General features: G+C 50.1%; 9 protein-coding genes and 1 tRNA gene. 8 read left to right on the top strand and 2 right to left on the bottom strand.

Features of this window, described 5'->3' with window-relative positions:
- Window positions 1-1,088: 1,088 nt before the first annotated feature.
- Both ABD735_RS05690 and ABD735_RS05685 read right to left on the bottom strand, forming a co-directional pair.
- A complete protein-coding gene (locus ABD735_RS05690; RefSeq protein ID WP_344804215.1) occupies window positions 1,089-3,233 on the bottom strand; it encodes a KAP family P-loop NTPase fold protein in 2,145 nt (714 codons plus the stop codon).
- 531 nt (window positions 3,234-3,764) lie between these two features.
- Window positions 3,765-4,637, bottom strand: a complete 873-nt coding sequence (locus tag ABD735_RS05685; RefSeq protein WP_344804212.1) for an AbiJ-NTD4 domain-containing protein — start codon at window positions 4,635-4,637, stop codon at window positions 3,765-3,767.
- A gap of 451 nt (window positions 4,638-5,088) precedes the next feature.
- Here ABD735_RS05685 and ABD735_RS05680 point away from each other — a divergent pair, with 451 nt between their 5' ends.
- The 8 genes from ABD735_RS05680 (at window position 5,089) to ABD735_RS05645 (ending at window position 12,832) form a co-directional block, all read left to right on the top strand.
- The gene (locus tag ABD735_RS05680) at window positions 5,089-5,232 is read left to right on the top strand and encodes a hypothetical protein (protein ID WP_344804210.1); all 144 of its coding nucleotides are present in this window, start codon (window positions 5,089-5,091) and stop codon (window positions 5,230-5,232) included.
- Between the two features lie 240 nt (window positions 5,233-5,472).
- Window positions 5,473-5,772: a hypothetical protein gene (locus tag ABD735_RS05675; RefSeq protein WP_344804208.1), complete on the top strand. Its 300-nt coding sequence runs from the start codon at window positions 5,473-5,475 to the stop codon at window positions 5,770-5,772.
- A 1,347-nt stretch (window positions 5,773-7,119) separates the two neighbouring features.
- A complete protein-coding gene (locus ABD735_RS05670) occupies window positions 7,120-7,629 on the top strand; it encodes a helix-turn-helix domain-containing protein (RefSeq protein WP_344804206.1) in 510 nt (169 codons plus the stop codon).
- A gap of 9 nt (window positions 7,630-7,638) precedes the next feature.
- Window positions 7,639-7,742 (top strand) — tRNA-OTHER (locus ABD735_RS05665).
- 173 nt (window positions 7,743-7,915) lie between these two features.
- A complete protein-coding gene (locus ABD735_RS05660) occupies window positions 7,916-8,614 on the top strand; it encodes an NYN domain-containing protein (protein ID WP_344804204.1) in 699 nt (232 codons plus the stop codon).
- Between the two features lie 295 nt (window positions 8,615-8,909).
- Window positions 8,910-9,233 (top strand): hypothetical protein, encoded by a 324-nt coding sequence (locus ABD735_RS05655; protein ID WP_344804202.1) that lies wholly within the window; start codon window positions 8,910-8,912, stop codon window positions 9,231-9,233.
- 23 nt (window positions 9,234-9,256) lie between these two features.
- Window positions 9,257-9,571, top strand: a complete 315-nt coding sequence (locus ABD735_RS05650; protein WP_344804200.1) for a hypothetical protein — start codon at window positions 9,257-9,259, stop codon at window positions 9,569-9,571.
- Window positions 9,572-9,625: 54 nt separating this feature from the next.
- A complete protein-coding gene (locus tag ABD735_RS05645) occupies window positions 9,626-12,832 on the top strand; it encodes a hypothetical protein (RefSeq protein WP_344804198.1) in 3,207 nt (1,068 codons plus the stop codon).
- Window positions 12,833-12,839: the final 7 nt, after the last annotated feature.

Here is a 12,839-nt window from a genome sequence, read left to right as displayed (position 1 = left end):
ATTAACCAGACGGGACACTAGTGCACTCCACACTTTTTCGATCGCTGACCAGTTATGCCATCGGTGGTATAGGCCTTGCTCGTTGGCCTCATTTAACCACGGAGGCTTCTGAGAATCATACTGCAGAGGCATTTTGGAAGAAGGTTTCCATAACGAATCGGCGGATCGGCACCGGATCTAAGAGCCGTCCGAGCACCAGCACATAAGCGACGTTAGAGTCGGCACAGCTGTTCATTACTTAATTTGGTGGAAGGTCAGACCAAATGCAATATCAGGCAGAGTCCATTTACGGGCACCTCTTCGAGAATGAAGCCAAGCTGACCTTCTCACCTAGTTCAGCTTAATGAGGTGTGAGATACGACGTAGAGTCCGAGCGACAAAGCGTATTATGAACGAAATTAATTCAGTGATTTCCTCTTAATATCCGACACTTACAGACCATAACTCACAAAGTTTTACGGTAAAACTCACTCCCCGAATTCTATCGAGCTATTCTACAACGTCCGCCGGCGGCATGGGACGAACAGACAGCCGTCTACAACAGTATGTGAAAATCAGGTTCATGATATGGCTGCGGAGTATCCACAAACTAGGGGCGACTCACTATTTGGCAGCAATCTTCGAACACTGACGGATCTGCCAATGAACCAGTACCGTGCTCACGCAAAAATGCCAGATAGGAAGCCGGCACTTTATAGCCACTCATCTCTTCGAATAGCTTTGCCTGTTCTTCATAATCTGATACTCCATGACGCCGTCCAACATACTTGAGCTTCAAGACCGACCTCCAATGCTACCGCTGATCATATTCACTATTAGCGCCTGGATCTCTGAGCTCCGTACACTTAGAAGGCCAGTCCGACCAGATTCCAATCCACTCCCATAATGCGGCAGCGTAGCCGCAAGTCCCCTCAAACGATAGTTCAACTACGGCCCAGTCGATGAAATAGGCTCTCTTGAACCTGGTGCGAACTCCATAGGCAATCTATGGTCACTCTGAATTGAGTGGCAACAGGCTTTGCCGTTGCTCCGACTCAAGCCAGAGCAGGAGCGTATTGGTGAGTTCGCCAAAAACCGCTAAATTTTAGCTAGCTTCCTAGCACTGGTTCGAACGGTTCTCCATTTTCATAAAATCCTTTTCCGAAGGCTACGACTTGCCAAGCTGCCTTGAACGGATGCTTCAAATTTGTCTCCTTTAATCGGGAATGCGCTAGTGACTTTAGATCCGGGATACTGCAATAGGCTTCAAGAATCGCTGTATCCTTTGGCCACACATAGGTCCGTCCACTTGCCGTTGTGGGGCCTTGTAAGAGTGTAGAGATGAAGACATCCAAAGTAGGATCGTTCCGCTGCTCATATTGGAATACCAATTTGCATGCATCCGAGCTGTAAGAGGGCAGGTTAAAAAGAACAAGGCCAGGTTCGCAAAGGCTTAACAATCGGTTTTTTTCTGACGCTCTCGTTATGTTTTGAACGAGCTCCCTTTCAAGCTCAACTGCATCTGGGAGTGGGAAATCATAGATGTCTTTAACTGTAGTTTTCTCCAGCCATTTCCCAAGGCCGCTAAATCGCATTACAGCAACCGAGAGCGACAAAGGATCTCTGATGATCATGAGGCTTATCTTGAAAGTCTGGCTGGAGGTAAGATTCCGTAGCAATTGATCAATTGTTTTGCTGGCGGTCAAGGCTAGATTGCCGAATGTTGGGACATCTGGATGATTGAATGGATGCTGATCGACCGCCTGAGCAACAGATAAGGCTAAGCCCTCTAAACAATCGAAGTCCTCGGAAAGTAGGAACTGACTGTCACCAAGCAACTTCAGAAAATCAGGGCAGTTCTGAGCTGTAAGCAGTGCAATGACTGAGTCTCGTTCGGCGGGCTGAGAGATATACTTCTTGATGCTCATTAAACTGATAGTTTCAGCGTCGACGCTGGCTTGCAGCGCGATGGTCAGTCCACGCACCGAGCCAATATGACCTTCTGCATCCCGGATGTCGTAAATTCCGTGCTGGTCGCGCTCGCTTACGTACGGGAACAGAAACTGCACCAGGCTGATCGTAGCCTTGGGCTGTGGTGAAGCCGTCAAAACTTTGTACAAGGCGTCCCTACTACTCTGATCTTCAGCCTTATCAAGTGGAGATGAATATCTGGAAAGCTGCCCTACAAACCATTCAGGGTTCCCCTGAATGAGCGAAAACACAGCTGGTGCCTTCTGCTTAAGCGCTTCGAGGCCTATGATATCTGACAAAGCAAGTTCGCCTCGGAGCGAAGGCTCAATAAGCTCCACGGCATTAAATAGACGGGCGATATCACGAGGGGTTTCAAGAAGTTCTCGGAGGCCGTCGTGATACATTTGCTGTAGCCGTGTCTCGGCTTCGGAAAACTGGGCGGGCTGAGCTTCAGGATTCAGTCGATCAGTCGCAGCGCTCATCAGCTGAGCATGTGCCGCTGCCGATATTTTGGGAAGGGTCTGGCGTACCTGAACAATCTTATCGAGGTAAGTTGCCGCCATTGGTATCTCGAGAGATTTCAATGCCCGAATAACGTAATCTGGATCCCATGCCACTATGTAGCCGACGTTTTGGAAATCCCCGACAGCTTTGATAATGCGGATCATTTCATAGACTTCAGGTGCTGAGAGTCGATCGATATCATCTATGAAAACAACGACTGACCGATCATAGGCTTTCAACGCTTCCTGTACGGCTTGCTTCCGACTTTCTAAAGTCGATTCTTTCATTGTGGCTATTTTACCAGTAGCTTCGCCTCCCTTCTTCGTTAACACTTTCGCTAACGCCGCCAGAGGTGCCGCGCCGGGTATGAGGGCCACGATGTCAAACAATTCTGAGTAAGCATCCAGAGCAGCAGCGATGGACTTGGCTTTAGTGTTACTGTCTCGAAGCTGGATGGCTGTCCCGAGTGATGTCAGGAAGAGTTGTAATAGCGCATGACGGTCGCCTATCAGCCAAGGTTCAAAGTTGATACACACTGGCCTAGACGAAGTTGGCCGAGCCCCTAGCTCTGCTTTTATCATATTCAGTACCGAGCTCTTGCCACTTCCCCATTTGCCCTCAATGGACACAACGAAACCCCTCGTCGGCGATAGCTGATCAATGAGGCTGGTGACGCGCTTCACGAAACCATCACGCATTAATAGATCGTTGTCGGCAGCGGTCTCTGGCTCTAAGGGCTGATCAAGCCCAAGGCTCACGCTGTAGCTATTGATATTCATAAAAAGGTCTGCATGGGCTGAGCTCCGGCGATTATGTCTGCTGCTTAAAAACCACGTTTTCCAACTGCGTTCATTTGCTGATGGTGGTCCAGCGGTGCCTGCCGCCGGTCATCCGAATTTCCCTAAGAACGGGGAATGAGCTGGCGAAGATCAGCACGATAACGCCTGGCCCCGGCAAATGGCTGTAATAGCCCCCGCCCAACAATGTGATGGCGTATCCATGCCATTCCCCTTCTTTATGCTGCTGTCCATTCCTCAAACTCCCATACTGCCTGCTCTACGGCCCTGTCTTTTAATTTGCATGTGGTGCGAAACTTGTCCGAAAGCCAAGCGTAGCATCGGTCACGCTGAGTTAAGCACGCAGGACCCAGCGCATAAGCAAAGCCACCAGTGGCGGACAGACACCTACAAGAAAGAAGCCTTCCCAGCGTATCCCTTGCGCCGGAATAGATAGATCGAAAATGAAGTACACGGCGGCTGCGGCAAGCAGCCAACACACGCTCAAGGCTACAATGGCTCGATCAGTCCTATTCATGCCGTGGGCTCAGCGCTATTTCGGCTGAAGCCTGTTGCAGCCTTCCCTTTAAGGAAATTCGCCATCGCACTGCAAATTACTAAGTAGTATTTAGCATCGCTCAGATCAACCGCTTGCATTTCCTCCGCTTTAGTAGAGCCGTGACGAACTCCACCAGTCTGGCTGGCTCCCCCATACAGCGTCTTGAACCCCGCGACCGCCGTTTTACTAACAGAAGGACATTGCCGATGAAGCTCATCAAGGGCCTCACCGAGCGATGCATTGGGCTTGGCGCTTAGAACCTGAGCTGTGCTTTCGAGCCCAGAGAGTGATTCTTGAATACTTTTTCTGAACTGAGGGGACTGGCGGTCAGAGAGCAGCTGCAGAGCATTTCTGAAATGCTCTGCAGCTCCACAAACAACAGCATTCTGTATGCTTTCTTCTACTGCTAGCGCTTCATGTTCATCGGTAATCGGCGAGATCAGTCGGTTGACAAGGCGATAGCCGGATTTTTCTCTTTCCAGTATTTTATTGAATATGTGGCTGTAAGCTTTCCAAGCGCCAGTTCCGGTGTTCTTGCTTTTATAGAGCCATTTACAGACGAACTCGATGAAGTCGTAGACTTGGAACCATTCGAGTTTGCCATAGATGCTTTCCATCTGATCCTTAACTACGTAGGGGTATTCCTCTTTGCTGGACAGAGGAAGCTTCAGAAATATGACCCAAAAATCTGTGCTGAACTCCTCGAATCTGGCCTCCATAAATTCAGGTTCTCCAAACATCGTTGTCTCTAGCACATTCCAGATGGAAGCCCTGAGCTCGCTATCGATACTCTCTACCTGAAGCAGCTTGGGGGCAATATGTCCATATCGCTCACTGAAGTAGGTCATGCAGTTTCTTTCCTCTGCCAGCGTTTATCGAAAGCTCATGTATCTCATGAGGTGATTGGTTTCAGTCGCGAGTACGCGAGTGTAGTTCTCTGTCTGTTCAAGGCTGACATGCCCCAGCCAGTCCCGAATGAACGTGAGCGTTTGCCGTGCAGCACCGCGTTACACGCAAACGAATGCCTTAAGGTATGCGGGTAGACGCTGATCGGCAACTGCGCATTCTCACTCAGCAACGTGCTCCGCTTGTAACCCCATTGCCTGGTAAGCGGCAGCAGTCGATCACCAGGCTTCAGATCAGCGCCGTTGATGTAACGCTGGAGCTCGCGCAAAGCTTAAAGCCACTCTTGAAGATTGCTTATCTGGGGCTCCCAGCTGACAAGGTCGATGCCACATCCACCTTTTCGATGTTGAATGCGCTCAGTCCCACTCCATTCGAGCCGGCGTAGGGACTTTTATGTGGCCGGCGAAAGCCGGCCGCTTACAGCTCATCCCGCTACAGGTTCAGCCGGATCTGTTGCCCTACCTGCTTGAGCAGCGGGGCTATCTCGCCGATGAGCTTACAATGCTGCCGTTACCTTTGGCGCCTCAGTGGCGATAAATATAGCGCCTCCAGAGGCTTTTCTCCTTGCCAAAATCAGTAGCCAGCACCAAATTATATAATAATTAGTATATATGAAACAAATTGTAACACGGTATATAAATTAATATATGGGATCCCGGTTTCAACAGAAATATTATGTATAAGTGTTTAAGGCATCGGGTTAGCTAGCTTTCGACCGCCAACCCCAGCGCCACTTAAAAACAAATATTACTTAAAACGAAACCTAAGGAAAATCGCATGAAACTCTCAAAGAAGAAATTTGCCAATCTACTTAATGTTGCAGCTACAGAATACCTGATGTTGAAGAGCAGGAGAAAGCACCCAGAAGGCACTTTCGATGACGCGCGCCGATTCAGTTTAGCGACACGCTGCGAGTGCTGTTTATCGATCAGAACCCCCTCGCGTCGCTACCCGTATAGCGAAATGGTGCACGGTCGCTCTCTTAAGCACGTAGCCCATGAGTTTGGCCTTGAAGGTCACATGCTTGAGCTAAAGAGGCTCGTCAGAACAATGGAAAAAGCATCCGAGGCTGCATAGTTAGTTGGGGTCAAGGAAGACCTTTCTCTTGAAAATATTTCATTAGGCTCGCCATGGACAGAGAGGAGACAACTTTAATCTATCCTTCTAAAGCCAAAATATCTTTTCCAAATTATTTCTATCAACAGTCATATGGTCATCACCGGCCTTCCAAGCCTTCAGCTTATTAATATATTACTATATGATGCTAGCCCGTTCATGGGTCTATTTTTAGCGTCTTACCGATATACCGGAAGGAAATTTTGAGCTTACTGAGAAGGATGCCTCAGTCTTAGGCTTCGTTGCAGCCCGCCATCGCGTGGGGTTCAGCTCGAAGCTGATGTCGCATCAACTAGACAAGTGTTGCAGTTGTCGGTTGAATGCAGCAAACCGAATTTAGCGGGCTAACTAGGGGTGAAGGTCAGGGAATGTTCAAATCTGTGCTTGTCCAAATGCAATATCAGGCAGAGTCCATTGACGGTTACCTCTTCGAGAAGAAAGCCAAGCTGACCTTTTCCCCTAGTTCAGCTTGATGGACGCGTGATACGCCGTAGAGTCTGCGCAACAAGCATATTAAGAGCGAATTTAATTTTTTACTTTATATTTAATATCAGGCACTTACAGACCAGTACTCGCGGAGTTTTACGGTAAAACTCTCTCGTCCTAGAATATGTCAAGCTATTCTCCAACGTCAGCCCGAGACATGGATGGGACGGACAGCTGCGTCCACCGGCATATGAAAACCAGTTTAAGAAAAGCACCGCACTTTCGGGTGGGTCAGTTTTACATTTCAGCTAACAGGGTCGCGTATCGATGGATTCGAGCTGTGAGGCTGCCATAGCCTTGTCAGGAAACAGCAGCCGGCCACTCCCGTCCCTCAGGAACAGTACGGCAGCGTAGTAGCTCAGAGTAGAGCCTGCATAGTACTAAGGCAGTCGCAACGAAGCGGAGAACGCGAGCCTCTTTACTTTCATTGAGAGAAGTCCATTAATAATGATTAGTGGACATTAGATAAATTCCTAAAGCCGGGTCGAATATTTAGCAGCGAAAATGAGGTCGAACGGCAATTGCCTCTCGCCCCACGATTTTCTGGTCACTCAATTTTGCACACAAAAAGGTAGGGGGTGGAGGCTCCCGGGACGCCCCCATATAAAGTATTTAGAATTTGTATAGAGTGTATAAATGTATAGATTTATATAGTTGTATAATCTGTTTTGGGAGACGCTACAGACTCGACAGGTGGAGACAGCAAGAACTCCATTGTCGAGTCTGTAGCGTCTTCCCTTGGGGGTGCTGGTGTCTCCCCTCAAACGTTGAAACCGCCAGCCGGCTTGGGCATCATGATCTCCATGGTGGCGATTTGAGACGATGACAAAAATGGTAAAAAAGGCGAACCCAAAAAGCTCAGCGGCAGCTCAGGCTGTCGAGACTAATGAAAAAAAATGGGGCAAAACGTTGATGGCTGCAGGCTGGACGGCCTTCCCCAATATCATTCTTGAGAAGCAGCAGACTCTAGGGCTAGATGCCGTCGACATGAATATTATCCTGTACCTCTCTACATATTGGTGGGAGGCTGATAATAAGCCGTTTCCGTCGAAGCGCACTATTGCCGAGGCAATAGGTCTTGCGCCGCGCACCGTTCAGAGACGGATTGCGGCGTTAGAGGGGCACGGATTAATAAGACGGGAATTTCGACCTGACAAAGATAAGGGCAACAAGTCCAATCGCTACCATTTTGATGGCTTGATTGCAGAAGTTGAGGGTTTTGCTCAAGAAAAAGTGGAAAGTATTGAGGCTCGCCGATCCGCTGAGGCTGCGCGCAAACGAAGCAGAAAACGCCCTCAGCTGAAAGGCATTCGGGGTGGAAAACAAGCGTAATCAGATTATGCGACGTAGCTCAAGTGGATAGAGCACTCTGGCTTCGACAAATCTTGTGGCGACACTACATGATATGGGCGGAGAGGTTGCGGGTTCAAGTCCCGTCGTCGTTCCCTTTCACATATGAAAATTATGGGCTGGAATCACCTCCTGTAGCTCCCCTTATTTGACATGGTCGTCAATAAGGTCCATTATGAATTCACTACTCAGCCCCGTACGCAGTGATTCAGTTCGCTGGCTGTTGGGGTGAAAAAACCGGCCTAGTGCCGGTTTTTTCGCATTAAGGATGTCGAAATTGCGTACAGCGTGCTTTGTAGACGGCTACAACCTGTTCTATGGTCTACTGGCAGAGACGCATTTCAAATGGCTCAACCTCCCCTCTCTAATGACCCACATCTTACACGTCGAAAATCCTGATAGTTCCCTTGTGTCCGTTAACTTTTTCACATCCAGTGTGAAACCTGCACTCGCCAGTCGTGGAATACTCTCAAAAGAGGCTCAGGACACATATTTGCGTGCCTTAAAGGCCCGTGACGTCGACGTTCATATTGGTCGTCACCAACTCGAACCAGGTAGAGCACCCCGTTTTGTGAATAAAGATACCCCACCCTCTCGCTCTGATCATGTGGCAATCTGGAAGCTTGAAGAGAAGGAAACTGACGTTCATCTCGCTATAAGTATGTATCGACTGGCAGCGCGACAAGCTTCCTTGCTACCAGACCAGCAAATTCAGCAAATCGTGTTAGTTTCTGCCGATACAGACATGGCGCCTGCTTTACAAGCGTTGCGTGAAGATTTTGACAAGTTGCGGATCGGCGTAATTCTGCCGCACCGCGAAGGCATCAAGAGGTCGGCACCAGGATCTCTCAAGAAATATGCACACTGGGTGCGCCAGGTCGTGACTATTGAAGAACTGAGTGCTCATCAATTCCCAACTCGTGTGCCTACGCATAAGAAGCCAGCAATCAAGCCAGACTACTGGTGAGTTTGTCTGTTTTTTATCAAGCAGTGGTACAGTAATAATGTTGCTGGCAGTCTAGTGCCTGTTTAGTGATAGCACAGCGCCAGCCCTTTCAAACAGGCCGATACCAGTCTCTTACTCTGAGTTTACCGCTAGACCACTCCAGACAAGCAACTTCCCTCCTCTTCGTACCGAACTCCAAAGCCCTAGCAACCATTGTAAAACAATGTCAAATCTTCGCTCGGGAGCTGGTTAAAAAACCGTCATAAATCGATAATATGGCAGCTGTATTTTTTATGTCCTATTTCGAGATCCCCCGATGAAACCTATTCAAGCTGCCTTGCTCTCGGCTCTCCTGTTCGTGAGCTCCACTGTATTTGCCGGAAACGATGACGTGGTCGAAGAGGTTCGAGTCTGCGGCTCAGACGTTGGCGTCAAAATGGCAACGGCCGGATGGGTGGTCGCGCTCTCCTCAACTGTTGGTGCAGCCAAAGTTAATCGCATTCAGGCGGTTGCTCAGGCGCTGATGGTCAGTGGTAAGCGTAGTGGCTATTTCGACAATAACACCGCCGTTAGCAGCTGGTGCGGACTTACCGACGTTAAAAGCATCACTGTTCTGGCCATCATCGACCCTAGACCATAACCGGTTATCTTCTGGAGAAGAATATGAAGTCTCTTCGCATAGCCGGCCTCACCGTGCTCATGCTTTCTACCACAGCCTTTGCCGAGGAAGCTGTGTTTCCTAAAATCACGGCCGTGTATGTTTGCAAGGATGATATCGGCTTCGAAACTGGCACCAACCAGTGGTACGTCGCTCAGAAATCAGAATTCTATGAAAGCGGTGTGAATCGAGTCCTGACCCTTACGCTGCAGAGCAATATCTCTGACCTGCCCGTGCGCATCAATACGGATCCGGCGCCTTTTCGTTGGTGCGGTATGGATGGGGTACTCAACCTCAATCACATCAGCTTGATCAAGTAGCGGTCCATTTCCAGCTATACCGGCCTACTCCCATATATTTTGAATTGGTAGCTCATGATGCTTCTGCCTCGGATTTCCCTACTTGGTTTATTGTTGTTAGTCGTCTCGTCCGCTCAGGCCAACGAAACAAACCCTGCGATTCCCGGTCCATATGACTCAGCTGGGACGGAATCCAACCGTGCCTACACTGGGGCAGATTCAGAGGTTATCGATCCATTCGCTGGCGCCCTTCAGCTGATGTACAGCGACCTGGCGGTCCCCTCAGCTGGCGATATCAACATCAGTCCAGTTCGGACCTATTCGCCGTTTGACGCCACTGAAGGCTACGGCGTAGGCCGTAAGTTTCGTGCCCGAACGCTCAATGGCGTCGGCTGGGACATGCACTACGGCCGAGTCTGGGGTTATGGCGAGTTTGACGATGCCTGCCGGAGTGAGACCATTCACGTGGGCCGTAACCCAGTATTTGAACTACCCGATGGCTCGCGAAAAGTGCTGGCGAACGCCGCGCCAGGTATTGGCTACGACTACATCACCAAAGACCATTGGAAAGCCTCCTGTATTCAGACCACCCGTGTTGAAAATGGCACCACCCACATAGATCTCGGTCTGCAAATCACCTCTTCAAGTGGTGTGATCTACACCGTAGACCGGCTGTTGCCCGTGAGCAATGGCGGCAGCCAGCCGATGGCCCTCCATGTCACCAGAATCGAAGATCGCAATGGTAACTGGGCCCAGTTCAATTACGCACCAGCTACCAACCCTTTCGGGATCCTTGAGTCCATTGAGACAAGCCATGGTGCGACCCTCACCTTCCAGTACATCAATAAGAACGCCGGTAACGCTCACCTAACCGGCTACACATTCAACAATCGCTCATATACATTCGAATACACCGATGTGCCTGGGCATGGCGGTGCGTATCAGCATCTGTACCGTGTCAACGGACCAGAGGGGCTGAGCTGGACCTACGACTACTATGGTGATGCATCGGTTTACTCAGGCCTGGTCCGCTCTGTGACCAATCCCTATGGCGGCGTGACTACCTATGAGTATCAGCAGGTTCGGTTTATGTCCGACCTCCAGCAACCTGGCTTGGCCATACTGCACAAGGACACCTCTGGACCCAACGTGGTGCCGGGCCGCTGGACCTATGAATTTACGCCTGGCGCGCCCTATGACACGACCCGCATTACCAGCCCAAGCGACATCAAGGTCTATCGCCACTACAGCATGCGTGGCGCCACAACAGGCAACATCTGGAAAATCGGCCTGCTGAGATCTCTCGAGCATCGGGATCTGGACGATAACCTGATGCGAACCGACAGCTACTCGAGCTGGGGGACCATTCACATCTCTTCCCAGAACGATTACCGTCCCCAGCTTGGTGCCCTGGATATCGATTTTGCCAAGGCAGTGCTACTGGCCAAGGAAGTCGAGCAAAACGGCCGCGTCTACACCACGACCTACGGTGATTACAACCAATATGGCGCCGTCGGCACGGTGGTTGAGACGGGCGAATCCACGCGCACGACTGTCACCAATTACGTCCATAACACTGAGAAATGGATCCTCAACCAGCTGGAAACGCACCAGGTGCGAGCGGTGGATGACGGCCGGATCTTTCCGCTGACGAGACGCTTCTATGACGAGTCGGGTAATCTTGATCGCCAAGCCGCTAACACCGACCATTTCACGCACTATACCTACCATTCGGATGGCAATCTCCATACTGTCAGAGACCCACGTGGCTACATCACGACCTACAGCGACTACAAATTTGGCATTGCTCGATCAGTTGCGCTACCTGAAAGCATTCATGTCAGCGCCGTGGTCAATGCGTACGGTGAGATCAGCGAGAAAACCAACGGCGAAGGTGATATCACCACCCTGCACTATGATGGTCTGGGCCGACTCGTCAATGAGGTCTTCCCTGAAGGCAGTCCCAGAACGCATGAGTATAACTTTGCCGCCAGACGTAAAGTAATTTCCCAGGGGCCGAATCAGACGATTGAGCAGATGGATGGCGCCGGCAATATCCTTTGGCGCGCCCAGGTTGACACCTTGACCGGCGAAACCATCCGTCAGGATTTTACAATGGATGCCAGTGGTCGAATTGTGTTTGAAAGCCTGGCCAATGACCCCTCTCGTGGCAGCCGAATCACCTTCGATGGGCTTGGCCGTACCGAGACGCTCACTCAAGCTGGCGATCGTCAGCAGCGCTGGGACTATCTTCCAGAGAACAAGGTTGCCGTGACTGATGCCCGTGGCCATATCACGACCTCGACCTACATCTCTTTTGGCGATCCGTCAGAAACACGGCTCACGCGGATCGAGTCACCCGATGGTGGCATCACCCGCGTGAAACTCAATGACTTCGGTCAGCTGATGGAAGTTAATCAATCAGATTTACGCAGTGGACGAAGATTTCACTATTGGTACAACACCCTGATCGCCGAAGAAATCATTGGTGAAAACATCACTTGGTACAATAGGGATGCCAACGGCAATCTGCTGGATAAGCAGACCTATCGCTATCCCCCGACGAACAACAACATTAACCTCGATTATTTCCTTAACGGTGGATACACAACGTCATTCATTATTCGTGATATCGATAGCACCAAGGCCCATCTGGAAACATTGGTTCGCGAGGGCCCGATGCAGCTGTTTACCTACGACGGCAACAACTTGGTGGTTAAAAAAGAAATAGGATACACCGTGCACGGCTCGCTCTACCGCGAACAAGTCGAAGACTTTACCTACGATGATAATGGCAACCTCACCCGCGTTGAAAACAAAAATGCTGTACGAACTCTGGGTTACAACCGCAATAATTTGCTCACCAGCGAAAGCCTGACAGTAGCTGACCGCACCTTCGCTCTTACCTATGAACGAAACGATCTCGGATTTGTCGATCGGCTCATCTATCCATCCCAGAATACCATCGACTATGCCCCAAACTCCTTCGGCTGGCCGACGAAAGTTGGCGATATCGTGGATGCTGTCAGCTACCACCCAAGCGGCTCAATCAGCGGTATCGATTTCACGAATGGCGTGTCGCTGACTCGAACCTACAAGCCTGAAAATCAGCATGTCGATGAGGAAATTCTCTCCGATCATTCATCATCGTTTATTCACCGACAGTTTGCCTACGACAAGAACAGTAACGTCGAATACATTCTCGATAAGCTGGATTCTACCCAGGATTATGGACTCGGCTATGACTCAATGGACCGGCTGACTGAGGCGTTCTGGCTGTAGAAAAACC

The organism is Allohahella marinimesophila (assembly GCF_039538005.1).
GTDB lineage: Bacteria > Pseudomonadota > Gammaproteobacteria > Pseudomonadales > Oleiphilaceae > Allohahella > Allohahella marinimesophila.
Note: the sequence above shows the minus strand (reverse complement) of the source record. Positions and strands in the feature narration are given on the sequence as shown.

Excerpts from the sequence above, each read along its gene's own strand:
- ABD735_RS05690 (WP_344804215.1), bottom strand. The coding sequence starts at position 3,233 with ATGAATATCAATAGCTACAGCGTGAGCCTTGGGCTTGATCAGCCCTTA.
- ABD735_RS05685 (WP_344804212.1), bottom strand. The coding sequence starts at position 4,637 with ATGACCTACTTCAGTGAGCGATATGGACATATTGCCCCCAAGCTGCTT.
- ABD735_RS05680 (WP_344804210.1), top strand. The coding sequence starts at position 5,089 with ATGTGGCCGGCGAAAGCCGGCCGCTTACAGCTCATCCCGCTACAGGTT.
- ABD735_RS05675 (WP_344804208.1), top strand. The coding sequence starts at position 5,473 with ATGAAACTCTCAAAGAAGAAATTTGCCAATCTACTTAATGTTGCAGCT.
- ABD735_RS05670 (WP_344804206.1), top strand. The coding sequence starts at position 7,120 with ATGACAAAAATGGTAAAAAAGGCGAACCCAAAAAGCTCAGCGGCAGCT.
- ABD735_RS05660 (WP_344804204.1), top strand. The coding sequence starts at position 7,916 with ATGTCGAAATTGCGTACAGCGTGCTTTGTAGACGGCTACAACCTGTTC.
- ABD735_RS05655 (WP_344804202.1), top strand. The coding sequence starts at position 8,910 with ATGAAACCTATTCAAGCTGCCTTGCTCTCGGCTCTCCTGTTCGTGAGC.
- ABD735_RS05650 (WP_344804200.1), top strand. The coding sequence starts at position 9,257 with ATGAAGTCTCTTCGCATAGCCGGCCTCACCGTGCTCATGCTTTCTACC.
- ABD735_RS05645 (WP_344804198.1), top strand. The coding sequence starts at position 9,626 with ATGATGCTTCTGCCTCGGATTTCCCTACTTGGTTTATTGTTGTTAGTC.